Raw genomic sequence first — 25,858 nt, 5'->3', positions numbered from 1 at the left:
TTTTTTTTGATAGAACTTTAGTTAACACTAATGCACAAAGTGTTCATTAACGTACACCTAGTGTTCATAAACGTACAGTTCTAATCAAAGTTAATTTAACTGAATTTTATAAAGTACAATAAAAACAATTAATTACAAGTTGGAACGATTATTGGATTACTTAGGCTAAAGCAGACTAAATTTATCTATTGGCTTAAGCTAATACTTCTTAATGACAGGTTAATATGACCCAAGTAAATAAGACAAAAAATACCACACCGCTCACTTCTGTAACGAAAGCCATTTCGGGCTCAGGTATGGATCGTAAAATAGCCACTAATGCTAGCCCAATGAAAAAATGGCTAGGCCTTTTAATGATCATGTTAATTGTTGCTTTTGCGGTTTATATGATCGCCAGTAAAAGCACAGGAAAAGTTTTATCGGTAGACAATAGCCGCATCGTGGTGTCGAAAGTAATTTCAGGGGTTTTTGAAGATTTCATTCCCATTCGTGGTCGAGTCACCCCAGCAAAAACGGTTTATTTAGATGCCATTGAAGGTGGCCGAGTTGAAAAAATATTGGTGGAAGATGGCGCGAGTTTAACGGTTGGTAACCTTATCGTAGAACTGTCTAATGCATCACTGCAACTCAGTGCTTTAGGTAATGAAACACGCGTAGCCGAGCAGCTAAATAATATGCGTACTATTGAGTTAAACCTAGAGCAAAATCGCTTGCAACATAAGCGTAATATTATCGATATTAAACACCAAATTAAGTTGTTAACCCGCCAAGTTGAGCGTTCACAATCATTGATCGCGACTGGGGCCATTACCAAAACACAAGTAGAAGATAGCGAAGATACCCTTATTTGGTATAAAGATCGTTTGGCGTTAACCCTTGAAAGTCAGCAATCAGATGCCCGTATGCAAGGTGAGCAATTGGCCTTTTTAAAAGACACCAGTAGCCGTTTAGAAAGTCACTTAGCCATTTCACGTCAAAACCTAGATAACATGAATGTCAAAGCACCAGTGGCAGGTACTTTATCTGGCTTTAATGTCGAGGTTGGGCAAAGTATTGCTCGTGGCGAGCGTCTTGGTCAAATAGATACCCCTAATGATTACAAGCTTACCGCTTTTATCGATGAGTTTTATCTAGGCCGTGTCGATATTGGTCAAACCGCGAACTATAAAAATTATGCTTTGGTTATTGCCAAAGTGTACCCACAAGTACAAAACGGACAATTTGAAGTCGATTTTAAATTTGTCAAAGAACAACCTAAAGGCATTCGCCGCGGACAAACCATTCAAATTAAGCTGACCCTAGGCGATGCCAGTGAAGCTATGTTGATCCCCAATGGTGCCTTTTATCAAGATACCGGTGGCAAGTGGCTGTTTGTAGTTAGTGCTGATGGCAACCAAGCAGTGAAACGTAATGTGCGCTTAGGCCGACGTAATAACCAATTCATCGAAGTTATTGAAGGGCTTGAGTTTGGTGAAGAAGTAGTTACTAGCCCTTATAGCAGTTACCTAGATATGCAACGACTGAAGTTTAATTAATGTCGTTCAGCTAAAGAAACTACTTATAGCGAAAGATTCAACAACGAACCGAACACTAAAAGACTCATCAAGAGCAAAGGAATATAACATGTTAAAACTACACAATTTAACCCGTATTTATCAAACACAAGACGTAGAAACATCAGCCTTGAACAAGGTAAATATTGAAATAGCCCAAGGCGAGTTTGTTGCCATTATGGGGCCATCGGGTTGTGGAAAATCTACCTTGCTTAACATCATCGGCATGTTGGATTCACCGAGCAGTGGTGATTATGTTTTTGATGGTGAAAATGTTGCCGGTTACTCTGAAAAGCAACTGTCTGGTATTCGTAAAAAAAATATTGGTTTTATCTTCCAGAACTTTAATTTAATTGATGAATTAACCGTTGCTGAAAATATTGAACTGGCGCTAATTTATCACAATATGCCAGCGGCAGAGCGCAAAGCTAAAGTTGACAAAGTGATGGATAAGGTTGGTATTGCCCATCGAGCCAAGCATTTACCTAGCCAGTTATCAGGCGGACAGCAACAACGTGTCGCTGTAGCTAGAGCCGTGGTAGGTGACCAAAAAATGATCTTAGCCGATGAACCAACAGGTAATTTAGATAGCGCTCACGGTCAAGAGGTGATGGAAATGTTGCAAGCACTTAACGATGAAGGCACCACCATTATTATGGTAACCCATAGCCCAGCCCATGCTGATTACGCTAGGCGCACGATTAATTTATTCGATGGTCATGTGGTTGCCGAGAGTGTTCGTGCGGCTGAGCAAATGGCTTAACTGCCCATTAGGAGAGTTTATTATGTTTCGCAATTACCTTATTACCTTTTGGCGCAATATCATTAAAAACGGTATTTTTTCAATCATTAACATTTTTGGCTTAAGCATAGGTTTAATGAGCTGTATTTTAATCATGTTGTTTGTCCGCCAAGAATCGGGCTTTGATACCTGGCTTAAAGATCATCAGCAACTAGTACGTATGCACACCGCTTATTCTCTTCCGAATCAAGAACCCTTTGAAACGGTACGTTCGGCGGGCAGTATGATGCCAGCGATACGAGATTATGCTAAAAATGAAATTGAAACTGGTGTGCGTTTTATTCAGTTTGATTTGACCGTCAGACAAAATGAAAATGCCTTCCCTGAACAATTTACTATGGTTGACAGTAGCTTTTTTAAACTCTTTGATTTGCCTTTTATTCATGGTTCAAAAGAGTCTTCTTTTAACAAACCCATGGATTTGGTTATCACGGAGGAGCTAGCTTACAAATATTTTGGTAAAAGTGATGCGGTCGGCGAAACACTTACCATTTGCTGTATTGCTGGCAATACCACAACCCTGACTGTTACCGGGGTAATAAAAGATTTACCCGATGCCACCCACTTAAATACTGATATGATTGTTTATTTACAACCGGCTTTGTTTGGTGAAAATGACGGCACCTTACATACTTGGACTAGCCTTAATGTTTATACCTATTTCAAATTAAATCCAGGTATAGATGCGCAGCAATTACAAGATCGCATCACCTTTTGGATGAATAATGAAAGTCCATTAGTTGACATGTTAGTTAATATTTTAGGTGAGCAAGCTTTAGGTAAAAAAGTTACCGATTTTGTTAGACAGCGCATTATGCCAGTGGCTGACCTGCATTTACATGCCAAAAGTCAAGCCGGAAATATGGGTGATTTAACCCCTATGGGCGATAGTAAGATGATCACCACCTTTATTATTGTTGCCGGTTTAGTGTTATTAATTGCCTGTATTAATTTTATGAACCTATCTACTGCTAAAGCCAGTAAAAGGGCGCGAGAAGTGGCTATGCGAAAAGTGTTGGGCGCTAGCAGAACACAAGTAGCCATTCAGTTTTTAGGCGAGGCAATTGCTTTAGTTTTATTGTCCTTATTGTTTGCTTTGGTGGCGGTAGAATTAGCATTACCCTTTTATAATGAAATATTAGCTAAAGACTTAGCCTTAAATTTACTTGAGGAACCAAGCTTATTGTTGATGCTAATTGCCCTAGCTATTTGTGTCGGTATTGGTGCTGGTATTTATCCGGCACTGTATTTATCACGTTTTTTACCGGGAAAAATTTTACAGTCCAGTAAAAGTGTTGAGTCGAAAGGTTCGGCAAAATTTAGAAGTGTATTAGTAGTGTTTCAGTTTGCTACCTCCATTATTTTGGTGATTTCAACCTTGGTTGTTTATGGCCAAACGATCTTCTCTAATAATATGGCAGTGGGCTATGAAAGTGACAACAAGTTGGTACTTAGTATTCGTAATACTGGCGATAACTTAGCGAGCTTAAAACAAGAATTATTAAATTTACCTGATGTAAGCAGTGTAGTTTTTTCATCGGAAGCACCAACACAAGATAATGAGAATAATAATAATTTCAAATTATTAGAACCACATGCTAATGGTGCTGCTAACGAAGCTCAGTTAGTCAATTACCATAATATGGGTTATGGATTTTTTGAAGCCTATCAAGTCACACCAGTAGCAGGTCGTTTGTTTGATGAAAACTTTGGTACAGACACTATTAACAAAGTAGCTGAAGGTGAAGTAGGTCAAGCGAGTGTAATACTGAATAGTTCAGCGTTGAAAAAGTTTGGTTTTAGCACGGCTGAAGATGCCATAGGCAAAACACTGGCCATAGATATCCGCGGTAAACAGCATTTAACTATTGTTGGTGTTATTCCAGATATTTACTTTCGCTCAATTAAGTTTGGCGTTAGAGCTTCGGTATATACGTTAAATCCACAACGTTTTCGGGTCGCTAATATTTCATTCTCTACCAACAATGTGCCTAATTTAATTAGCGCCATTGAAGGTGTGTGGAAGACTAACGTGCCTATGCAGCCGATTAACTTACAGTTTTTAAGCGAAATGATGGCAGCGCAATATCATGATGAATTAACCACAGCACAGTTGTTTTTGGTATTTTCATTCATTGCCATCGTGATTGCTTGTTTAGGTTTATATGGTTTATCTGCTTTTACCGTAGAAAGAAGAACTAAAGAAATAGGTATCAGAAAAGTCATGGGCGCCAATGTCAAAGACATTGTAGGCTTACTCATTTGGCAATTCTCTAAGCCAGTAGTGTTGGCGAATCTTATTGCCTGGCCTATAGCTGCCTACTTGATGTTAACGTGGTTAGAATCATTTCCTTATCGTATCGATGCTCTATGGTTGGTGCCAATCTGCTTAGGTGTCGGTTTGTTATCATTGATTATTGCTTGGAGTACCGTTGGTGCTAATGCTGCGAAAGTCGCGAGGAAAAATCCAATTAAAGCGCTTCGATATGAATAAGAAGTTCTGAACAAAAGGCGCTGAATAAATCGCTCATATTAAAATAGTAACGTCAGTAAATAGTATTTACTGACGTTTTTTTATGTTTTTATCAGGGTAAGCAGCATTACGCTAACAGAACTGGATTCTGTTTAAGAGAGGGTTAACAGGTAATCAATGAATTTTTGCGTAAGCAAGTTATGATGACTGTCTTTGTGGGTAACCAAAGAAAAACGTCTTGAGAGGTTTAGCGGTGATTGTAGCGCCACTAAACCGCCATTTTTTAACTCTTCAGCAATAGATAGTTGTGATAAGCAACCTAAGCCTAAACCGGCTTTAACTGACTCTTTAATAGCACTTTGCCGAGTTAATTCCATAGCCAAATTAATTTGTGCTCCTATTTTCTCAATGGCTGCATCAAAAATAGCGCGTGTACCTGAGCCGTGCTCACGCAATACCCAAGACTGTTGTTGCAGCTGCTTTAGGTTGATAGCTGATTTTTTTGCTAATGGGTGATGAGGCGGACAAAATACCTGTAATTTATCTTCTTGCCACGGCGTTATTTTTAAACGCTTATGCACAGCTGGGCCTTCGATTAAACCTATTGAAGCTTTGCCCTTATCTAAATAATCTATCACCATTTGGGTATTACCTATGTGTACTTCAGGAGTAACCTCAGGGTAAGTTCTGATAAAGTCAGCGAGCAGCTTAGGTAATAAGTAAGTGGCGATGGTGCCGCTAGCGACAATTCTTAGTACGCCACTCATGGGGTTTAAATTGGCGAGTTGTAAGCTATCGAGTAGATCAGCGATTTGGCGTACTTTAGGTAAGCATTTTAAACCGTTTTCAGTGATTAATAAATCTCGACCCACTCGCTCAAAAAGTGGGTAACCTAAGCTTTGTTCTAATTCTTTCAATGCTTGACTGGCGGCAGACTGGCTTAAAGCTAACTCATTAGCTGCTTTGGTAAGTTTACCTAAGCGTGCGGTGGCCTCGAAAAGTTGTAGCTTTTTTATCGATATACTCATGGTTAAGTTTCCTTCAGCAAGATGTAATACCAAACCTTTTAATTCTCGCTAAGTAAGCAATAAATTAGTCCGATTGGTATAAGTTAGTTTACTAAACATAAGTTCGGTTTTTTGAATGTAATACATTAAATCATTCCATTATTCTTATCTATAAGCTTGGGTTATATTATATTCCATAGAGTGAATAGTCGTTAAGAGTTAAGTCATCAGGTGTTGACTTAACTTTCATTTATTGGAAAAAGAGGTGTCTTATGCCTACTTATATAGTTCTGCCCATGATTACCTTATTGGCAATAGCCTTAGCAAAAGTCGAACAAGTTTCAGCTTTTGGTTTGAGTGCACTGCCGCTAGCGATTGTTTTTGGTATGTTTTATGGTCATTTTTCATTGAGGGTGCAAAATGAAAGGGATCAACAGTTTTCGAGCTTTTGTAAACAAAAATTGCTTAGAGCCGGTATTATCTTATTTGGCTTTGGCCTGAGTTTTCAACAAATTATGGCGGTAGGCTGGCAGGCGGTTGTCATTGATTTGGTGGTTATTACTACCATATTTCTTGTTGGAATTTTTGTTGGTATTAAAGTGTTGAAATTACATCGAGATGTCGCCATTTTAACCGCAGCTGGCAGTGCTATTTGTGGCGCAGCCGCAATACTTGCTACTGAATCAGTGCTTAAACCAAAGCAAGAGCATATTACTATCGCCATTGCCACTGTGGTATTGTTTGGCACCTTAGCTATGTTTATTTACCCCTTTATTTATCAATTTGTTGATATGAGTGATCAAGCCTTTGGTATTTATATTGGCAGCACGGCTCATGAAGTAGCACAAGCGGTAGCGGCAGGTCAGAGTATTAACGGTGAAACCATGCAAACAGCCGTGGTGGTTAAACTTATTCGAGTCATGATGTTAGCACCGTTTATTTTAATGCTTAGCTCGGCGTTATCTCGTCTTAGCCCTATTAGTGAGCAAGGGGTTAAAGCTAAAAAAAGTGTTATCACAATTCCTTGGTTTGTCTTTGGCTTCATGGCCACCGCAATGATTAATAGTGCTATTCTCTTACCTGAATCCCTTAAAGCGCTATTGAGCTTTGTCAGTCAATTTTCTTTAGCGATGGCAATGGCCGCTTTGGGAATGCAAACTCAGTGGGCAACCATTAAAAAAGCCGGGCCTAAGCCGCTTATCTTGGCGCTGATACTCTTCATACTATTAATTTTTGGTGGTTTCTTCTTAAACACCTGGTTAATCTAAAGGATAGAAAGTTATTTTTGTTACAAGGTTTAAATTTAATTTAAACCTTTTTTTGATAAGTTGCATCTCACTAACAATGAACATAAATTCTTGCTAAGTGGTCAATCAATTAAGCCACTTGTTATGAAAATTATAATAACAATAGATGGAGATACCCTATGTTAAACATGAAAAGCACTTTTAAATACGCGCCAATTGCCTTGTTATTGATGGCGAGTGGCCTACAAGCAAAAACATATAATGAAGAATTGAAGGTCACAGCGGGTGGTTTATTAACACTAGAGACTGATGTAGGTACGATTGATATTGATACACATGCCAAAGATACTGTATTGATTGAAGTAGATATCAGCGGTGCAGATGAAGATAATATGCAGGTAAATATTAAAAAATCTGGCGGTAATGTCAGTATTAATGGTGAATTAGAGCGCAGTGGGTTTGGTTTTGGCTCAACCAGTATCAGAGTAACTTACAAAATAACTTTGCCGGAAAACTATAACATTGATGTAAACACTAGCGGTGGTTCTATTGAGATTGAAGACCTTACCGGTAAAGTTGATGCTCATACTTCAGGTGGCTCTATTTCAGTAGAAGATGTAGTAGGTGACGTAAATATTAAAACATCGGGCGGCAGTTTAGACCTTGATAATATTATCGGAAAAATTAATGCTCATACCTCAGGTGGTAGCATTAAACTGAAATTACCGACCAATCCCACTAAAGACACTAAGGTGAAAACGTCTGGCGGTTCAATTACTGCTTATTTGGCGAAAGATGTTGCAGTAAACCTTTCGGCTAAAACCAGTGGTGGTCGGGTATCAAGTGAGTTCGCGGTAAATGGCAAAACTAGCAAGCGTAAAATTGAAGGCACCATCAATGGCGGTGGCCCTGAATTAGTACTAAAAACCAGTGGTGGCAACGTACGCGTTAAAGAAATATAAACGTTATTACCTAGTTTTCATTACCTGCTTTTTATTGGAAGTTAGCGCAAATGAAAACCAGAGAAAGTATATAAAAAAAGCGTAATAAGCAATTATTACGTTTTTTTTGGTTATGCCTGTCCTAAATAAATGACTAATACCCGTTTCATTAGAACTTCAGTCACAGGACTCATAGCCATTTGGTGATTTGGCTGTTGTTTACTACCCAAGACTGTAAAAATAATTTACAGTGCAGGAACAACTTCAAAAATAAACCTAGTGAAAAACTATGCAAGCACTGAACAAATCAGTTAATTACCAAAACCTGTTTATCTACTTACTTGCCTTCACTAGTGGTTTCTCCATCATGTGTATTGAACTACTCGCCGGCCGAATTCTCGCACCTTTTTTTGGTAGCAGTGTTCATATATGGGGCAGTATCATCACGGTCTTTATGCTTAGCTTATCTTTTGGCTACTTACTTGGCGGTAAGTTTTCTACTCAGTCTGCCTCACTTACTCGTTATGGCGCTATTTTTATTATTGCCGGTATTACCTTATTACCTATTGCCGCATCAAGTACTTGGCTAATGGAGGCCATATTTTTGGCTGTAGAAGATTCACGATATGGCTCTTTATTAGCCTCTACAGTATTGTTTTTTCTGCCTACCGTTATTCTTGGCATGTTATCACCCTACTCGGTAAGGCTATTGGTGACAAATTCCAATGAAAGTGGCCAGGTAGCTGGCAGATTATATTTTGTTGCTACCCTAGGTAGTGCTTTGGGCACCATTATCACGTCTTTCTACTTAGTCTTATGGTTTGATATAAATACCATTGTTATTACGGTTAGCTTGGTACTGAGCCTATTAGGAGTAATAACTATATTACTTGCTAAAAGTCATGCAAATTTCCGCACAACGAACCTACAACGAGATATCAGCCATGCCTAATGCAATCAGTAAGTTAATGCTAGGCCTATTTTTTTTAATGGCTGCTTTTATTACCAATAATGCTATGGCTAAAGTGATTCATAGTGAACGGTCTTTATATAGTAATATTCTCGTGGAGGATAAAGGCGATTTACGGTGTTTAAAGTTTAATGTTAAAAGTCGCAATACTCGGCAAACCTGTTTCTTTAAAAGCCAACCGCAAAAATTAGTTTTTAATTACACCAAACTATTGCTAACAAGTTTGCTAGTTAACCCTGAGCCAAAACGTATTTTGATTATTGGTCTTGGCGGCGGCACTATGTCAAATACCTTGCATCAATTATTGCCGGACAGTGATATTGATAACGTGGAAATAGATCCGAGTGTCATTAAGGTGGCTCGACAATATTTTGGTTTTTTAGAAAATGAGCAAATAAAAACCTATAGCCAAGACGGTAGGGTCTTTGTTAAAAGGGCGTTGTTAAAAAAGCAACAGTACGATTGGATCATACTGGATGCCTTTAATGGTGATTACATTCCGGAACATTTAATGACCAAAGAGTTTCTCGAAGAAATTAAAAGCTTACTTTCCAAAGAAGGCATATTAACGGCCAATACTTTCTCTTCTAGTAAGTTATATGCTTATGAGTCAGCAACGTATAAATCCGTTTTTGGTGATTTTTATCAGGTGAGTAATCAAGACGATAATAACCGAGTAATCTTAGCCCGAAATACGCCACTAGAGCAAAGTCCGCTTAGTGTCGAAGTGCTAATAAAGCAAAATGAAAGCATCGCTAAGTTAGCGAGTGAATTACTGGCTATTGGTGTCGATGTAAAGCAGCTTTATCAAAATATGAAGTCCACCACTACCCATCAAGACTGGCCTGATGATAGCCCAATCCTAACGGATCAATTTGCGCCAGCCAATTTACTGAATATTAATTAATAAGACATTAGGCGACGTTGAGTTAATCGATACGGCAAGCTGAGGTTAAGGCTTTATTTTTCCTCGCTCAGCGCTTTATAAAGTTTACTCACCGCCGCTTGAGCTTGGTCAACAAGCATACGGGCATCTTTGTCTGATAGCCCCTCACTGACTATAGGAGCGCCAAAGCGGATACGAATTGTGCCAGGAATGAGAGCACAGGATTGCAAAGGCATCAGTAATTGGCCGCCGTGAAATGCAATGGGTATCAGTGGCTTCCCTGAACGTATTGCTAATAAAGCACTACCTTGTTTAAAACGCATAACGCCATCAATGCCAGACAAGCGTCCTTCGCCACCAAATACGACCCGTTCACCGCCTTTAAGGTACTCAACAAGTTCGTTTAATACCTTATCAACACCAGCTCGATTTCCACGGGGTACTAAGAGGATTCCTGCGGCTTTACAGGCTGCCTTCATAAAGGGAATCATACCGTATTGGCTAGCGACTGCCGCATGATCTACATAGTTGTTATAAAGTGTAGCTTGTAAGGCGATAATGTCAGGCCAAGAGGTTTCGTTATGTACCGCGACAAAGCCGTTGCTCGGCAGGTGTTCAGCACCATCGAGTTTGATGTTAATTTTCGCCATATTTAACGCATATTGAGAATATCGACTAAAAACATCAAGGGCAGCACTGCGCTTTTTACCCAATATAAGAATGATTATTGAGCCATAAAAGCCAGCAGCAAAAAAATATCCTAAGAAGAAAATACCTCGTAAGTAATTCAAAGTGGAACACCTAGTAATGAGCTATTCCATAGGTATAGCTGCTCATCTAATGTAATGCTATGGTAAATCTAATTGCAGTTAATGAAAGCAGACGCCTAAAGAAGTGATCATTTTCTTATACGGTCGTTATAAGCCAGAGCAATAATTTTCTCGCTAATTGTGATATAACGTAAGTTAGCTCGTTGGTTAGGGGAAAAGCATGGTTATTGAACACGGTGAAGTTGCTCTCGAAGTGATAGGGAGTATTATCATTGTCCGAAACTTTGATGCTTTTAATGAATACGGTACACAGCAGTACACTAACGGTGTCAGAGCTATTGTTAATGACTTAAAAGGTCAAAGCTTTTCAATACTGGTTAATAATTTGGATTTTTTAGGTGGAACGCCAGAAGCGTATCAAGAGCTGGAAAACTATAACCTCTGGCTGAACCAGCAAAAGCTAATCGGAAAGCCATGGTTATCACCTCAAACATAGCCTTAGATGTTATCAATAAGTTGTCTCCTGCTCGAGCATCGCAACAAACGAGAAGTTTTGATAATGAAAAAGATGCCATGAACTGGCTGATGAGCTTGAATTAATATCGGCTAAACTCAACCCCCTAACTATACTTATTGATCTCTCCTATCAATATACGTGAGCGTAGTTATGACTATTTCAACCTCCCCAAAGACTATCTCTATCAAACAATTCTTTGATAGAGATAGTTGTACCTACACTTACTTATTGATTGACACTGAAAGCCATCAAGGGGCGATTATTGACGGAGTGAAAGAGCAACTAAAGCGTGATTTACAATATATTGAAGAGCTGGGCATTGAGCTTCTTTATGCTATTGAAACTCACGTTCATGCTGATCACATCAGTTCGGCAGGTTTAATCAGACAAAAAACCGGTGCAAAAATAGTTTATAGCCAAGCAGCGGGCATTAAGTCAATTGATATTGAGCTCAATGATGGTGATGAACTCACTCTTGGTCGATATCATATTAAAGCAATAAGCACACCTGGCCATACTTCTGGGTGTATGAGTTATCTTGTCAACAACATGGTTTTTACCGGTGATACCTTATTGATCAGAGGGTGTGGCCGCACTGATTTTCAGCAGGGCAGATCAGAAGATTTATACCACAGCGTCACTGAAAAATTATTTACCTTACCTGATGAGACCATTGTTTACCCGGGTCATGATTACAATGGCAATACTAGCTCTACTATTGTTGAAGAAAAACAATGGAATGCTCGACTGGGCAAACAAAAGTCATTGGTCGATTTCATTAATATTATGGATAACCTGAATTTAACCTTACCCAAAAAAATTAATGAAGCAGTTCCCGCTAATGAAGCGTGTGGCATTAACGTTAATCCCAATACTTATGTGCATGAAGATTTTTCCATGACCTCGCTTTATCAAATATGGCAACAAAAAAATCCTGAATACTTGATTATTGATAACCGTACTCAAGAAGAATATTTAGCAGGCCATATACCACACAGTCAAAATATCCCACTAGGTACCGAGCCTGATCATCTAGTAGCACTGAAAAGATTTGAACATATTTATATCTACTGCCACTCAGGCCGTAGATCTCAAACAGCGTTAACTAATTTAGCCATGATGGGGCTGGAGAATATCACTTGTGTAAGTCACTCAGGCTTTGCACAGTGGCAAGCGCTGGGCTACCCGATAGAGTGAGCCCAGGTAAGTTTTACAAAACCTTCGCATACTCACTAAGTAAGAAGTCGGTATAGGCAATATCACCACGATAGCGTGATAAATGCGTGCTATCTCGATACATATCAGCATTAACTTCTTTGATATCTTGATGGTTTTTTATCTTGATACCTGTGGCCTTTTCAATTTGCTTTATAGCCTGCGCAAGTCGTATTTTTGCCTCGGGTGTGTAGTGAATATAGCGGCTATTTTTAGGTAACATAACCACTTCAACTTTTTCGGAAAAACGTTGGAAGTTTTTCACTATGCCAATAAAGCTCTCGACTAAAAAGGGTTCGAAATGTAATTCTTCAATGTCAGCACTTCTTATACGACTCAAACGATCATTTTTCATCTGAGCATCGGTTTGTGTCGCCGCATAATAGTCATCAAATACCGCTAAGGTTTTTTCCGAACGCTCTTGTGGAATAGTACCAGCACCTCGCCAAGGGTAATACCAATCTTCACCTGAGTAGTTTGGATAGTCTGTTTCGAATGCTTGGTTTAACTCTTTGCCCAAACTTCTACGGGCAGCAACCGTTTCCTCATCATCTTTAAAGCGCTGCCCTCTTTGTGGTGGAAATATTTCCCGAGCATAATAGCTAGTGACCATTTCAGCAGAGACATGATTGCGAATATATTTAATGTTAAATAAGTGAATGCCTCGGCTCAGGTCTTGCTGCAATATTTGCCATAACTCGGCATCGTTAGACAACATAGTAATATAAGAATCTAAGGTGAATTTAGCCCTATTCCATCGTGTGGTAGTGGCTTGAAAGGGGTTAAATTCAATCAAGGCTAATTTAAGCTTTCTATCTTGTTCGATAAACTGCTCGGCTAAACGTCTCGATAACAGCTCTTGGTAATAGGGATTTAAGCCACCAAAGCCAAAATTAAACGAGGTGATATCTTTGCCCATAACTTTTAAATCACGGTCAAATTTTCGTGGTGAAAAACCTGCACGAGTCATCGAAGAGCCGTAAAACATCACCAAATCATTTGGCTCAGCAATGATTTGAGGAATTGCTGCTTGTGCCTGCAATACTCGCCCTAAAATACCTTGTTTATTAGCACCGTTGGCATCGAGCAATAGGCGCACTAAGCCCATTGCTACCATCATGCCTAGTACGATCGCCAAGGTTATTTTAATAAATACCCGTCTATCTTCAGCTTGGTCAACCATTTGCTTTGAAGATGCTTGGTCATCAATGGTAATGGATGTATCCATCTTTGTGGTGTTCTCTTCATTAAAACTGGAAGTAGATAAACTCATTACTTGGTTCTCCTATTAATAAACAAAGGGCTTGGCCTACAATAATTAACAACCAAAACTGCCAGTTTTTCTGTTCCAATTTGTCAGCAGATTTTATGACAAAGTAGTCCATAACATGCACCATCAATATCCAAACAGTGGTAAATATGAAGATGGTCCAAGCATTAGCGCCTAGTACACTGGCGCTACCAATAGTATGTAAATTACCAATAATGGTTATTGCGCTATTGATGTCAGTTGCTCTAAAAAACACCCAACCAATCAGAATTAAATAGAAGGTCATCGCCCATTTAACGAAGCTGACAGCTAAGGCATTACTGTTATTAAAGCGACTGAATATCGGTAAATTTGCGAAATAATGGGTCAGGGTAATAATCGCGCCATGAAAAGCGCCCCAAGCAACAAATGTCCAGGCAGCACCATGCCATAAACCACCTAATAACATCGTTAAAAATACATTACGGGTACGGTTATTATTCCTATTGCCACCTAAGGAGATGTATAAATAATCCTTTAACCAACTCGATAATGAAATATGCCATCTACGCCAGAAATCAACCGGAGATTTGGCAAAGTAGGGCACTCTAAAGTTAAGTGGAATATTAAAACCGAGTAAAATCGCTAAGCCGATAGCCATATCGGTATAACCGGAAAAATCACCATAGATTTGCCCTGCAAATGCCAGTACACCCGTCCACATTTCTAAGGTGCTCAATGCCTCTTGCGCCGCAAAGGCTTTTTCTGCCGGAATGGCGAGAATATCAGCGCCAGTCTTTTTGATTAAACCGACGGTAATTAATAAAAAACCATGTTTTGCTTCGAGCCATTTCGGCATAGAGATGGCGTGCATCTGCGGCAAAATATGTTTAGCTCTAAGAATAGGGCCGGCGACTAATTGTGGGAAAAAAGATAACGCGGCGACAAACTCAACTAAGCCTTTTCTAGGTTTCATATCACCACGGTAAACATCGATGGTGTAACTCATACTTTGGAAAGTATAAAAAGAAATACCCACCGGTAGCACCCAAGACAGTGTGGTAAATGATGCTTGATAACCCAATACTGACAGTAAATCAGCAACCGATGCTATGGCAAAATCAGCATATTTAAAGGTCGCTAAAATACCTAAATTAATCACCAATGATAAAATTAACCAACGCTTTTTATTGCGTTGACTTGAGGCATTGCCAATAGCTTGGGCAATAAAATAATCGGCAATACCACTACCGACTAATAACGGAATAAAGCTGTAATTCCAGGCACCGTAAAAGATCAAACTGCTAACTAACAGCAGATAAACTTTAGGGGTTTGCTTTAAGAAAGCAAAGCCATAAAATAAGATGAAAATGCAAAAGAACCAGAAAAATATAGGGGTATTAAATATCACTATGGCCTCCTGTTTGCTGTTCTACAACGTGTCTGTTAAGTAATAAATTCATCTGGTACTCTTTTTTAAAGACGAGTTTGCCGAGCCTAAGGTCTAAGTATTTTTGCAATAGTTAGGAAAGTTAGGAAAAGTCCACAAGTCTTTTGTTGGGTGTAAGCTAGGTTTAAGCGCTGTTAAATTGGCTTAACTAGATTTTAATTATTTTAAGTCAGCATTAATTAATAACTAGGCTGAACAGTATTGATGGCAAGTGTTATTCAATGGCACCATTTGTAATAAGGTAGTTAGTAATTTCTCTGCTACGTGACATATTCAATGGAGAACGAATTTTAAAACCGTCAGATAATCCTGTTTTTACTGACAAGTTAACATCTGCGCCTTGACTAACAAGTAGCTGGGTCATCTCGAAATAACCTCTTCGAGTGGCATTGATTAACGGTGTTTCATCCTTGGGCACAATGGCATTTATATTCGCACCGTTATCAATGAGTAATTGCGCTAAGGTGATGTTGTTAGTCATGGCTGCGGTAATTAAAGGATTACCATCACCACGAGATGACTGGTTAACATCGGCGCCTAAATCAATTAACGCCTGCACCATTTGACGGTTGTCTTGCTTGACGGCAATAATTAATGCGGTGCCATCACCAATCGCTGGCGTATTAATATCTACACCTTGGTTTTGCAGTTCTTCAATGGTGGCAATATCATTTTGCATTACCGCCGCAATGAGTTCCTCGCCATCTGATGAGGGTAATAATGAGAAATGTCTAGCATCTTGTTGAGCATCACTGATACTGATTTTTGGCACAAATGCCTGTGACACTTTAATGGTCAGTGCTGACAATCCTAAACATACGGTAAGTATGGCTAGCATACTTGGCGTTTTCAGTTTTTTACTTTTTAGTACGGTAGTCACTCGGTTGTTCAATTCTTTTTTCTGGCTAAATAATCCCATGGCTAATACGCTCCGTTGTTGGGTAATCATTAATTTGGCGCAATCAATCAGTGATTGTGCATATTGTTTATTGTTGTTCAGTTGCTTAACGGCTCGTAAATCACAAGCCAATTCTCTATCGATATGTATTTTGTTATTGAGTAAACGGATCACTGGGCTCCACCAAAACAGCACGGCAATAAACTCTTGAAAGTGGCTAAACCAAATATCATTACGTTTAATATGAGCAAGCTCGTGCAGCACTATCGGCGCTAATTGCTCGCTACTTAGTTGCTGGATAATGTTCTCTGGCAAAATAATTTTTGGCGAGGTTAGGCCTACCACCATAGGAGAGCTAATCTGCTTGGCAGTAAATATTTCAACATCAGCTCCTGCTACCAACTCACGGATGTTTTTTTGCTCGACCGGTTGGCAGCTTTTTATCAATTTTCGGGTGCGTAGGAATGAGCCAAATACCATCAGACTGCGCCATAAACTGCCGATAAACCAAACCACAATCAGCGCGGTTAAAACTTCACTAAACTGAAACACAATTTCACTGGGCATATGCCATAAGGCTTGCTCCTGCAACGGCACCACAACAGTTTCTAAGGCCGATTGAGTTGCACTTGCATCAATCACTGTATTTACTTTAGTCGATGCTGGCTTGGCCGCTATGGGTAATGCAGACGTAGTTGAAAGCAAGGTTAACGGCACTAACGTTGAGGTGATAAAGGCAGTCATCAATAACCAGCTACGCATTTCAGCACTGGACTTTAATACTTTATGTAATACTAAAAGTATCAGCACTAACAAACCACCAATGACCATATGGTGTAATGCTAATGTGGTTAACAGTGTGTATTGAGCAATCATGTGAAATACCTTTATCTTTTATTTTCTATCTTTACTTTCTATTTTTATCTACAGTGAAAAGTCGCCGTGCAGCTAATCGTCGGCGCGATCAATTTGTTTTTGCAATGCCGCTAAATCATCTAATTCAATATCTGTTTCTTCCATTAAATGTTGCGCCAGTACTTCTGGCGAACCACCAAAAAACTTATTAAGCAAAGAAGTCAGAGCACCTTTTCGGGCATCTTTCTGCGTTATTTTTGGGGTATAAATAAAAGCCTTACCTTCTTTATGAAAGTCGGCGTAACCTTTGTCCGCTAAAATTTTACACATGGTTTGTACTGTGGTGTAAGCGGTGGTTTTTTTTTCGCTGAGTATATCGGCTATTTCTCGCACCGAGGCTTGCTGCTTCTGCCAAAGAATTTCCATAATGCTTTGTTCACTATCCGTGAGTTGAGTTGATTTTTTACGAGCCATATCCCTTCCTACTAATTCGTTAGTTTCAAATACTATAGCCGCGGATTAATTATTTATCAACTAATTAATTAGTTTTTAGGTTGGCAATGCGGAAAGAGTAGTGGCGGAGTGGTAATAAAAATAGCTTTCATATTCCTAAGCCCCCCTGATTGAGTGTGATTTTAATTGATGGATTTTGTCTTCAAGGAGTAATAGCTGAACTAACTATTTCATCAAATTTGTAGGCAGATGAGCATTGTTTTTTAAAGCTTGGGGCTTGTTAAGGGTCAATAGCAGCGATAAAAATAAAATTTCTTTACGGAAGAGTATAAAAACTGCTCGAAATTCTTTATTCGATAAAGGGTGATTATCGTTAGGGAGTATCCAACCATCTAATAATTAAGGCTTATATGATATTGGAAACTATAGGCTATATCCGCATTTTTCCGGCTAGCTGAGGGCCCTGTCGGCAGTGAAATGATGTCATTTTTAATATTAGCTCTATGAGTCGGTAGTCGGCTATGTAGCTGCTATAGCAAAGGATTAAGTGCCCTTTGCTCGAATATGTAAAACCCATCGAAGGAGCGTTTGAGCAACATCACGTCATCGTAGCTGTGATTTATAAGGGAACAACCAATATTTCATCACAGCGCCTTGAATTAAAATGCCTTAAGCACTCTGAAACATGCATTTTGAATGGTTATGGGTATATAACATCGATAATTCGATAATTCGATAATTAAGTAATTTACATATTCTCTCTTCAAATTTAACACATCAAAAGTTGTATTCCCTCATTTTCGTTGTCACAGTACAGTTTTTTATATGAAATAAACTGCAGTATCGCTCAAAGCTCATATTTGTTTGACCGATCAAATCAGAGATTTATAAAATGAGGGTCAGAATTTTAATTTGGAGTAACCCTGACTGATGTAGAGAAGCATTGATGATAATAAAATATAGAACAGTTGTTAAACTTTTATTTTTGGCCGACAGGACACTACGCCTGAACAGGTTATCTAGAAATATAGAGCACTCGATCATATGGTGGAGAATACAACAACTGCTATCCTATAAATTAAAAAAGATAGTCTATAATCATTTACAATCATTTATAAGGATTTATTCGTATTGCTCACGGAGGAGCTTTGTTAAAGAAAAGGTATGCGTAGTAATGAAGGAAAATGGCCTCCTCTTAGAAAAGTCTATCTATCGTTTATTTGAAATTACCCCTGTTCCAATTGCCTTATCTTTTCCTAGTGGAAAACTTGAATATGTTAATCCTGCACTTAAAAGAATGCTTGGTTATGAAGGTGACGAAATATATGCTAATAAAGTCACTATTACACACCTTGACGATATTCATATTAATGAAGCTATAAGAAAAAAATTGGCTCAGAACCCATTTGAACCCATTCAAGTGGAAAAAAGATATAAACATAAATTAGGACACACTATTTTTGTGCAATTAAATATTGTTGCACAAGCTGACAATGACAAATTGATAAAAAGGTATATTTCACAATTAATAGATTTAACAACTATCAAAAAGTCAGATGCGGCGGAAATTCTACTCAATCATTTAGTTAATAAATCGAATGACGCAATTTATGTTGTTGAACCCGAGTATGGCCACATTTTAAATTGTAATCAGTTGGCCCATAAAAGACTAGGTTATTCCAAAGATGAATTACTCAAGCTATCAGTTTCAGATTTTAATTCGAAATTCGATATAGAAGGTAAGTGGAATGAACATAGTAAACTGATCAAGTGTTCAGGAAACATTGTTCTTGAATCCACACATACAAGAAAAGATGGCACTAAATTACCCATTGAAGCGAGCATTAGTTTCATTGAATATAATCAGACAGGTTATTTGCTGGCAATTGTAAGAGATATTTCAAGACGCAAACAAAAAGAAATAGCAGCATTGGAATTAGCTAATTTAGACCCATTGACTAAACTTCCTAACAGAAGAATACTTGAAAATAAATTAGAAAAACTATTTAAAAAGTCAAAGTTAAAAAACACATTGATCGGATTTTTCTTTATTGACCTTGATCATTTTAAGCTTATTAATGATTCACATGGTCATAGTGTTGGAGATGAAATTTTAGTCGGTACAGCAAATAGATTAAAACATTGTATTAGAAAATCAGATATTGTTACTCGTATGGGGGGGGATGAGTTTCTTGTAGTAATAAGTGGTGTTAAAGATCGTTCATCTATAAAAATAATGGCTGATAAATTACAAGAAGAATTCAATTCACCTTTTAAAGTTCAAAAATATTTAATACCTGTAAAAGCTAGTATTGGGGTTTCTGTGTATTTAAATAACAATGGAGATGCCCACACATTAATACAATTGGCAGATGAAGCAATGTATGAAGCTAAAAAAGAACTTGGAACCTCCATTTACTATATATAAAATCACTCAATACTGTCTGTTGCAATCAAGTAAAACCGGTCATGAATTTGTCCTTAATGGGAGCAGAGTATACATTGTGTTTTAAATATTTATGTTCGCTACCTATCGATAGCGTTTCTAGTTTTGAATAATTTAATCTGGTTTATAAGCAGATTAAATTATGCTTTAGCTCTATATTACCAGATATTGATTATCCCGCAGCGCTGTAATTACTTGATTGATGAATGATTATTTTACAAGAATATAGTTGGTATCGAAAGTCGAGATAGCGAAAATACTTATTTTCTCATTAGGTAATACCGTCGATATATTCGACAAAATACCCGTCAACGTTAAAGCTAATGGACCTACAACTTCAAGTGCAAGCCAATTTAGCTCTACTTAGTCGCTCACCAGAGCAATACTCTGAGGTAAAACAATGGATATCTCATCAAATATTTTAGCGATAAAGAAAATACGGGTACTAAATACTTCACCGGAGATCGTGGAGCTTTGCGATAAGCTGAGAAGCACGGACTGATGTTCATGAGGTATTCTCCAATCTAAGGTGAGGCGACATGCCTGCAGGCTTAGATTAGAAAAAAATTATAATGTTTGAATTGAATCTGGAGCTTGCCAAGAGCACCATTACCGCGGGGAGCGGTTTAGTTCTTTGTACGCTAAGCGGAAGGAAATAGATAGGTTCACAAACCTTCCGCATCTCGATAAAGAAGACGTTACTTATTTAGATGCTTGGCATGAAAGCGTAAATGCTCTTCAATAAATGACGAGATAAAGTAGTAACTGTGGTCATAGCCTTCATGAATAGCTAACTCTAGCGGATAGTTATTGGCTTTTGCTGCGGCCTCTAACGATTCGGGTTTTAATTGCTCCGTTAGAAAATCATCAGCGCCACCTTGGTCAACTTTGGCCGGAATAAAGTGTCTTGCTTGTTGCATCAACATACTTGCATCGTGGTTGTGCCAAGTAGTTTTGTTTTTACCCAAATAAGTGGTAAACGCTTTTTTCCCCCAAGGCGAGTTTATGGGGTTGCAAATTGGGCTAAACGCCGACATTGAGCTATAACGTTCAGGATTTAACATCGCTATGGTTAAAGCACCATGTCCGCCCATTGAGTGTCCGCTAATGGCGCGTTTATCTGACACCGGAAACGCCGCTTCGATTATTTGAGGCAACTCATTAACCACATAATCGTACATATGGTAATGACGATTCCACGGTGCTTGTGTGGCATTCACATAAAACCCAGCGCCCTGACCTAAATCATAACCCTCATCATCAGCAACGCCTTCACCACGAGGGCTAGTATCAGGGGCAACAATAGCAATACCTAATTCCGCAGCAATACGTTGTATGCCAGACTTTTGCATGACATTTTCATCGGTACAGGTTAGGCCAGATAGCCAATATAGTACCGGAACTTTTGCCCCGCTTGATACTTGTGGTGGCAAGTAAATAGCAAATCGCATGGTGCAATTTAATGTTTTAGACTGATGGCTATATTGTTTGTGCCAGCCGCCAAAATGTTTGTTCACACTTAGATTTTCAATGGAATGGTCAATTGTCATGGTAAAGATCCTAAACGTTAGCCCTAGGTGTTTTAGGACTAACTCACTACTTATTTAAAGGGTGTACTGATGTTGTGCTAATAGTTTGTAATTATTTATCAACGGTAAAATTAGCAAGGGTCAAATTATCAAATGTTACTTATCGAAGTGAATAACACTACGAATACTTTCGCCTTTATGCATCAGCTCAAACGCTTTATTAATATCTTCAAGGCCCATAGTGTGGGTAATAAAGTGATCTAGCTTGAATTCACCCGCTAAGTAACGCTCTACGTAATCTGGCAACTCAGTACGGCCTTTAACCCCACCGAATGCTGAGCCACGCCATACACGACCAGTCACTAATTGGAACGGACGGGTTGATATTTCTTGTCCTGCGCCAGCAACACCAATAACAATTGATTCACCCCAACCTTTATGACAACACTCTAATGCAGAGCGCATTAGGTTTACGTTACCAACACACTCAAATGAGTAATCAACACCGCCATCCGTTAATTCAACAATAACGTCTTGAATTGGCTGGTCGTAATCTTTTGGATTGATAAAGTCTGTTGCGCCAAGCTTTTTAGCTAACTCAAACTTACTTTCATTAATATCGATAGCAATAATACGTGATGCTTTTGCCATGGTTGCGCCAATAACCGCTGATAAACCAATACCGCCTAAACCAAAGATAGCGACTGTTGCACCCTCTTCAACCTTAGCAGTGTTCATCACTGCGCCCATACCGGTAGTAACACCACAACCTAATAAACAAACTTCTTCTAGCGGCGCTGTTTTATTTACTTTCGCTAAAGAGATTTCTGGTAAGACAGTGTATTCAGAGAACGTTGAACAGCCCATATAATGGAAAATCGGTTGACCATCTTTATAAAAGCGCGTGGTGCCGTCAGGCATTAAACCTTTACCTTGTGTTTCACGAATTTTTTGACATAAGTTAGTTTTGCCGGATAAACAGAACTTACATTCGCCACATTCCGGTGTGTATAAGGGAATAACATGGTCGCCCACTTGAACGCTAGTAACACCTTCACCTATTTGCTCAACTATACCGCCACCCTCGTGACCTAAAATAACCGGGAAAATGCCTTCTGGATCATCACCCGACAAGGTAAATGCATCGGTATGACATACGCCAGAAGCAATAACTTTAACTAATACTTCACCTTTGCGCGGTAACATAACATCGATTTCTTCGATAGATAAAGGTTGGTTTGGGCCCCAAGCAATAGCGGCTTTTGATTTAATAAATTTATCTGACATAGTTATTCTCACTTGCAATGGATTAATATTTAATACCAACTTCAATAAATTATTGCTCACTTGTGGGGGTAAAATACGCCATGTCAGCGTTGCTCTCAATCCCAATAGCTAGCTATTGCTTAATCGAGCGCCTTGCCCTGGTTTATTTTTCCTATGCACAACAAGATCACAAACTTAATGAAACTGGTATAATTGTGTTTAGATTGTAGACTGACTTGTTACTTATGAAGCTAGTCTACTCTTTTTATTTAACCGTGATAATACCTTCAATAAGTAATTCACTTTTACACAGGTGTAATAATAAAAAATGATAAGCTGTTATTGGCTAAGTCACAGCACGGTTTGCGGTGGAGCTTATTATAGTTATTTCTAACTAAATGATAATATGATAATTTGGTAAATCACTTGTACATATAGGTAATAATCATGCAGTGGGATGGCATCAGCGAATTTGTTTATGTTGCTGAAAATGAGAGCTTTACGCTAGCTTCAAAAAAAATGGCAATATCTACAGCCCAAGTTAGTCGTCAGATAAGTGCGTTAGAACAACGCCTTAATATCAAATTATTTTATCGAACAACGCGTAAAGTATCGTTAACGGAAGAGGGGCGTATTTTTTATCAACACTGTCGCAGCGTACTCGACGGCCTAGATGCTGCTGAGCGTGCTATTACCAATTTACAATCTAAACCTCAAGGTAAAATCAAGTTAACCGCGCCAGTAACTTATGGCGAGAAACAAATACTGCCTTTAGTGAATAATTTCATCAAACAATATAGCGATGTGGAAGTCTCTGCTTATTTAAGCAACCGTCAAATTGACATCGTTGAAGAAGGTTATGACTTAGCTATTCGCCTTGGTAAGTTGGGTGACTCTACCATGATGGCCAAAAAACTGGGTAGCAGAGCAAACTATGTTTGTGCTTCGCCGCACTATGTAGAGCAACATGGTATACCGCATTCTATTTCAGAGCTGAATAAACACAGTTGTCTACTGGGAACTTCAGACCATTGGCACTTTAGAGATTCAGGCAGGGAAAAGAGTATCCGGGTAACCGGTCGATTACGATATAACAGTGGTTACAGCCTAACTGATGCGGCACTGAAGGGCCTAGGCATAGTGCAGTTACCTGATTATTATGTTGAGCAATATATACAAAGTGGGAAATTGATTACCTTGTTAGATAATTATCGTGCACCGGATGAAGGAATATGGGCGGTGTATCCGCAAAATCGCCATTTATCACCCAAAATAAGACTGTTGGTAGACTACTTGGCTGAGCAGTTGCGATAATCTCGGGGCTTCTTAACGCTGTAGCCTAGCTGTTAATAGCCGCATCAAGATAGCAGAGCACTTTAGTCCTTTGAGCATACCTAATACCAATTTGATTAAATTTCTTCCCAACTCAGAGCTGTACTCAATGTTCAATAATAAGGCAAATTTGTTTAGGTCTAGTCATTCTAAACCACATAAATTTAACGATGTTAGTGGTCATTGAGTAAGCTCCCATAGGGCGAATATCTAATAAAAGGGAAAGGGTTCATATGCGGCGTTATTGATTTTGACAAGGACGCTACATGGATGTAGCTTCTTAGAGAATGCAGGAGCTTATTCTCCTGAATAACCATTCTCTTCAATCAATGCCTGGCCTCTAAACCCTTTAACTCTCGCTGAGTGGGAAAGAACTTAATCAACTTGGTATAAATATCTCCCTCGGTAGGACTAGCTTAAACAACTTTTTAAGACCGAACAGTGGTATTGGTGAGCAAAGGTAAGGTTATTGTAGCAACTGCACCGGTAGCAACAGCTATGCCATCCCTGTCAGTTATGTTAGCTAAGTCAGTGCGGTTAGTCAGTGTTAATTCCCCCTGATGGTTTGCTATTATTTGTCTACTTAACGCTAAACCAATACCTGAGCCGGTTTCTTTTGTAGTATAAAAAGGCACAAATAAATTGGCAGTATTAGCGATCCCACAACCTTGATCTAGTACCTTAATAACCACTTGTTGTGCGGATTTAAAAACCTTCACTTCAATAGGCTTTTCTAAGGTGTCTATTCCTGGTTCATTTGTAGCCTTACCTTTTGCTGTACCTGTTGAAAGCTGTGCTTCTTTGCCATTTTTTATTAGGTTCAGTAACACTTGTTCAAGCTGGCCTTTATCCGCCTTTATCATTAATGGCTTAGATAGGTTAATGGTTACCTGTTGCACTAAATTTGCAATGCCATTTAGCAACTCTGCTAAATCGAATTGCTGATAATTGGGTAAAGGCAATTTGGCTAAATCTGAATAACTATCAATAAAGGCCAAGAGATTATTACTGCGGTTATCAATAATTTTAATCGCTTGCTGACACTGAGCTGGCGTGAGATCTGGCATTTCTAACAAATTTTGGCTCAGTGCTGAAATAGGCGTTAACGAGTTACGTACTTCATGGTTAAGAATGCGGATAATATTTTGCCATGCTTGCTGCTCATTTTTTTGCAACTCTTGGCTAATATTATTGAGCATTAATAATTGGTAATTATTGTTGTTTTCTTTGTATTCACTTTGCCTTATTTGCCATTTTTTTCCCATATTCAGAGGGTTACTTTCATCGAAGCCCCAAAAACCATCAATTTTTATCAATCCTAATTTTTGCGCAGGACTTTGTTTTAATGTCTGCCAAGGCACTGAAAATAATTGGCTTACCGCTGGGTTGGCATGTTGTAATTTATCGTTTTTATCTAAAATTAATACCGGTGATTCTAGCTGCTCAATTAAGCCATAAAGTAAAAACATTTGTTGGTCATAGCGGCTTTTACTTACTTGTAAGCTTTGACTCAAGCTAGATAGCTCATTGAATAATTTCGCTACTATGCCTTGGCTAAATGGGGACTTAGCTCTAAGGCTATAATCTTCCATTTTTAATGCTTCTGTTAAGCTGGTTAAACTATAGAAAGGCGTGATAACCAACCGGTAGAGTGTTATCACTAAACAGGTGTAAATGATGACAAGCAGAAAACCCACTGTTGACCAACCGAGCCAGTTAAAATCAAACGCTAAACCCATGGCAATAAACAGCACTAAGGTTGGTAATAAGCTGGCGATAATAAGCCAGCTTAAGCGGCGTTCTAGGCTTACGTTGGTAGTCTGATTAGTACTAAGGTTTTGGCTCAATGTGGTCATTCTCTAATCTATATAAAACGGTATTTTAATTAACAAGTAATCAATTAACCTTTTGAGTCAATTTGATGTTTTTTTAGTCGTCGAATCTAAATAACGCCGCGTTTTTATCAACAGTTTATAAATTAACCTTTTGAGTCAATTTG

General features: G+C 38.7%; 20 protein-coding genes and 1 pseudogene. 11 read left to right on the top strand and 10 right to left on the bottom strand.

Annotated elements, in window-relative coordinates; translation table 11 throughout:
- Positions 1-224 precede the first annotated feature (224 nt).
- The 3 genes from F580_RS0122140 (at position 225) to F580_RS0122130 (ending at position 4,849) form a co-directional block, all read left to right on the top strand.
- On the top strand, positions 225-1,535 hold the full coding sequence (locus tag F580_RS0122140; protein ID WP_019029953.1) for an efflux RND transporter periplasmic adaptor subunit: 1,311 nt from the start codon (positions 225-227) through the stop codon (positions 1,533-1,535).
- An 88-nt stretch (positions 1,536-1,623) separates the two neighbouring features.
- Positions 1,624-2,316: an ABC transporter ATP-binding protein gene (locus F580_RS0122135; protein WP_019029952.1), complete on the top strand. Its 693-nt coding sequence runs from the start codon at positions 1,624-1,626 to the stop codon at positions 2,314-2,316.
- 22 nt (positions 2,317-2,338) lie between these two features.
- Positions 2,339-4,849, top strand: coding sequence for an ABC transporter permease (locus tag F580_RS0122130; protein ID WP_019029951.1), 2,511 nt, complete (start codon positions 2,339-2,341; stop codon positions 4,847-4,849).
- Between the two features lie 131 nt (positions 4,850-4,980).
- Here F580_RS0122130 and F580_RS0122125 read toward each other — a convergent pair whose 3' ends face one another.
- The gene (locus F580_RS0122125; RefSeq protein ID WP_019029950.1) at positions 4,981-5,856 is read right to left on the bottom strand and encodes a LysR family transcriptional regulator; all 876 of its coding nucleotides are present in this window, start codon (positions 5,854-5,856) and stop codon (positions 4,981-4,983) included.
- A gap of 251 nt (positions 5,857-6,107) precedes the next feature.
- Here F580_RS0122125 and F580_RS0122120 point away from each other — a divergent pair, with 251 nt between their 5' ends.
- The 4 genes from F580_RS0122120 (at position 6,108) to F580_RS0122105 (ending at position 9,900) form a co-directional block, all read left to right on the top strand.
- Complete coding sequence (locus F580_RS0122120) at positions 6,108-7,103, top strand: YeiH family protein (RefSeq protein ID WP_019029949.1); 996 nt, start codon at positions 6,108-6,110, stop codon at positions 7,101-7,103.
- 158 nt (positions 7,104-7,261) lie between these two features.
- Positions 7,262-8,044 (top strand): DUF4097 family beta strand repeat-containing protein, encoded by a 783-nt coding sequence (locus F580_RS0122115; RefSeq protein WP_019029948.1) that lies wholly within the window; start codon positions 7,262-7,264, stop codon positions 8,042-8,044.
- A 268-nt stretch (positions 8,045-8,312) separates the two neighbouring features.
- Positions 8,313-8,975 (top strand): fused MFS/spermidine synthase, encoded by a 663-nt coding sequence (locus F580_RS0122110; RefSeq protein WP_019029947.1) that lies wholly within the window; start codon positions 8,313-8,315, stop codon positions 8,973-8,975.
- On the top strand, positions 8,968-9,900 hold the full coding sequence (locus F580_RS0122105) for a spermidine synthase (RefSeq protein ID WP_019029946.1): 933 nt from the start codon (positions 8,968-8,970) through the stop codon (positions 9,898-9,900). The genes F580_RS0122110 and F580_RS0122105 overlap by 8 nt, the downstream gene beginning before the upstream one ends.
- A 53-nt stretch (positions 9,901-9,953) precedes the next feature.
- Here the strand turns inward: F580_RS0122105 and F580_RS0122100 are convergent, their stop codons facing one another.
- The gene (locus F580_RS0122100; protein ID WP_019029945.1) at positions 9,954-10,670 is read right to left on the bottom strand and encodes a lysophospholipid acyltransferase family protein; all 717 of its coding nucleotides are present in this window, start codon (positions 10,668-10,670) and stop codon (positions 9,954-9,956) included.
- 199 nt (positions 10,671-10,869) lie between these two features.
- Between F580_RS0122100 and F580_RS0122095 the strand changes: the two genes are divergently transcribed.
- Both F580_RS0122095 and F580_RS0122085 read left to right on the top strand, forming a co-directional pair.
- Positions 10,870-11,145, top strand: coding sequence for a hypothetical protein (locus F580_RS0122095; RefSeq protein WP_019029944.1), 276 nt, complete (start codon positions 10,870-10,872; stop codon positions 11,143-11,145).
- A gap of 171 nt (positions 11,146-11,316) precedes the next feature.
- Positions 11,317-12,363, top strand: a complete 1,047-nt coding sequence (locus F580_RS0122085) for an MBL fold metallo-hydrolase (protein WP_019029942.1) — start codon at positions 11,317-11,319, stop codon at positions 12,361-12,363.
- Positions 12,364-12,376: 13 nt separating this feature from the next.
- Here F580_RS0122085 and F580_RS0122080 read toward each other — a convergent pair whose 3' ends face one another.
- The 4 genes from F580_RS0122080 to F580_RS0122065 form a co-directional block, all read right to left on the bottom strand.
- Positions 12,377-13,654, bottom strand: a complete 1,278-nt coding sequence (locus F580_RS0122080; RefSeq protein WP_019029941.1) for a hypothetical protein — start codon at positions 13,652-13,654, stop codon at positions 12,377-12,379.
- Complete coding sequence (locus F580_RS0122075; protein WP_019029940.1) at positions 13,629-15,041, bottom strand: MBOAT family O-acyltransferase; 1,413 nt, start codon at positions 15,039-15,041, stop codon at positions 13,629-13,631. Before F580_RS0122075 ends, F580_RS0122080 begins: the two co-directional genes overlap by 26 nt.
- 253 nt (positions 15,042-15,294) lie before the next feature.
- A complete protein-coding gene (locus F580_RS0122070; RefSeq protein ID WP_019029939.1) occupies positions 15,295-16,854 on the bottom strand; it encodes a M56 family metallopeptidase in 1,560 nt (519 codons plus the stop codon).
- 72 nt (positions 16,855-16,926) lie between these two features.
- Complete coding sequence (locus tag F580_RS0122065; RefSeq protein ID WP_019029938.1) at positions 16,927-17,307, bottom strand: BlaI/MecI/CopY family transcriptional regulator; 381 nt, start codon at positions 17,305-17,307, stop codon at positions 16,927-16,929.
- Positions 17,308-18,460: 1,153 nt separating this feature from the next.
- On the opposite strand from F580_RS0122065, the gene F580_RS0122060 reads away from it, so the two are divergent.
- Positions 18,461-19,714 (top strand): sensor domain-containing protein, encoded by a 1,254-nt coding sequence (locus tag F580_RS0122060; protein ID WP_019029937.1) that lies wholly within the window; start codon positions 18,461-18,463, stop codon positions 19,712-19,714.
- A gap of 228 nt (positions 19,715-19,942) precedes the next feature.
- Here F580_RS0122060 and F580_RS27025 read toward each other — a convergent pair.
- The 3 genes and pseudogenes from F580_RS27025 to F580_RS0122050 all read right to left on the bottom strand — a co-directional run.
- Positions 19,943-20,080 (bottom strand): annotated as a pseudogene (locus F580_RS27025) (ACT domain-containing protein); the annotation flags it as partial.
- 350 nt (positions 20,081-20,430) lie between these two features.
- On the bottom strand, positions 20,431-21,282 hold the full coding sequence (fghA, locus tag F580_RS0122055; RefSeq protein WP_019029936.1) for an S-formylglutathione hydrolase: 852 nt from the start codon (positions 21,280-21,282) through the stop codon (positions 20,431-20,433).
- A gap of 135 nt (positions 21,283-21,417) precedes the next feature.
- Positions 21,418-22,548 (bottom strand): S-(hydroxymethyl)glutathione dehydrogenase/class III alcohol dehydrogenase, encoded by a 1,131-nt coding sequence (locus F580_RS0122050; RefSeq protein WP_019029935.1) that lies wholly within the window; start codon positions 22,546-22,548, stop codon positions 21,418-21,420.
- 426 nt (positions 22,549-22,974) lie between these two features.
- Here F580_RS0122050 and F580_RS0122045 point away from each other — a divergent pair, with 426 nt between their 5' ends.
- A complete protein-coding gene (locus tag F580_RS0122045; protein WP_019029934.1) occupies positions 22,975-23,841 on the top strand; it encodes a LysR family transcriptional regulator in 867 nt (288 codons plus the stop codon).
- A gap of 446 nt (positions 23,842-24,287) precedes the next feature.
- Here the strand turns inward: F580_RS0122045 and F580_RS0122040 are convergent, their stop codons facing one another.
- Positions 24,288-25,715, bottom strand: coding sequence for a sensor histidine kinase (locus F580_RS0122040; RefSeq protein ID WP_019029933.1), 1,428 nt, complete (start codon positions 25,713-25,715; stop codon positions 24,288-24,290).
- Positions 25,716-25,858: the final 143 nt, after the last annotated feature.

The sequence above is a fragment of the Colwellia piezophila ATCC BAA-637 genome (assembly GCF_000378625.1).
Classification (GTDB): Bacteria; Pseudomonadota; Gammaproteobacteria; order Enterobacterales; family Alteromonadaceae; genus Colwellia; species Colwellia piezophila.
The sequence above is the reverse complement of the archived record's forward strand: the minus strand, read 5'-3'. Positions and strand labels throughout refer to the sequence as shown.

Excerpts from the sequence above, each read along its gene's own strand:
- F580_RS0122140 (WP_019029953.1), top strand. The coding sequence starts at position 225 with ATGACCCAAGTAAATAAGACAAAAAATACCACACCGCTCACTTCTGTA.
- F580_RS0122135 (WP_019029952.1), top strand. The coding sequence starts at position 1,624 with ATGTTAAAACTACACAATTTAACCCGTATTTATCAAACACAAGACGTA.
- F580_RS0122130 (WP_019029951.1), top strand. The coding sequence starts at position 2,339 with ATGTTTCGCAATTACCTTATTACCTTTTGGCGCAATATCATTAAAAAC.
- F580_RS0122125 (WP_019029950.1), bottom strand. The coding sequence starts at position 5,856 with ATGAGTATATCGATAAAAAAGCTACAACTTTTCGAGGCCACCGCACGC.
- F580_RS0122120 (WP_019029949.1), top strand. The coding sequence starts at position 6,108 with ATGCCTACTTATATAGTTCTGCCCATGATTACCTTATTGGCAATAGCC.
- F580_RS0122115 (WP_019029948.1), top strand. The coding sequence starts at position 7,262 with ATGTTAAACATGAAAAGCACTTTTAAATACGCGCCAATTGCCTTGTTA.
- F580_RS0122110 (WP_019029947.1), top strand. The coding sequence starts at position 8,313 with ATGCAAGCACTGAACAAATCAGTTAATTACCAAAACCTGTTTATCTAC.
- F580_RS0122105 (WP_019029946.1), top strand. The coding sequence starts at position 8,968 with ATGCCTAATGCAATCAGTAAGTTAATGCTAGGCCTATTTTTTTTAATG.
- F580_RS0122095 (WP_019029944.1), top strand. The coding sequence starts at position 10,870 with ATGGTTATTGAACACGGTGAAGTTGCTCTCGAAGTGATAGGGAGTATT.
- F580_RS0122085 (WP_019029942.1), top strand. The coding sequence starts at position 11,317 with ATGACTATTTCAACCTCCCCAAAGACTATCTCTATCAAACAATTCTTT.
- F580_RS0122080 (WP_019029941.1), bottom strand. The coding sequence starts at position 13,654 with ATGAGTTTATCTACTTCCAGTTTTAATGAAGAGAACACCACAAAGATG.
- F580_RS0122070 (WP_019029939.1), bottom strand. The coding sequence starts at position 16,854 with ATGATTGCTCAATACACACTGTTAACCACATTAGCATTACACCATATG.
- F580_RS0122065 (WP_019029938.1), bottom strand. The coding sequence starts at position 17,307 with ATGGCTCGTAAAAAATCAACTCAACTCACGGATAGTGAACAAAGCATT.
- F580_RS0122060 (WP_019029937.1), top strand. The coding sequence starts at position 18,461 with ATGAAGGAAAATGGCCTCCTCTTAGAAAAGTCTATCTATCGTTTATTT.
- fghA (WP_019029936.1), bottom strand. The coding sequence starts at position 21,282 with ATGACAATTGACCATTCCATTGAAAATCTAAGTGTGAACAAACATTTT.
- F580_RS0122050 (WP_019029935.1), bottom strand. The coding sequence starts at position 22,548 with ATGTCAGATAAATTTATTAAATCAAAAGCCGCTATTGCTTGGGGCCCA.
- F580_RS0122045 (WP_019029934.1), top strand. The coding sequence starts at position 22,975 with ATGCAGTGGGATGGCATCAGCGAATTTGTTTATGTTGCTGAAAATGAG.
- F580_RS0122040 (WP_019029933.1), bottom strand. The coding sequence starts at position 25,715 with ATGACCACATTGAGCCAAAACCTTAGTACTAATCAGACTACCAACGTA.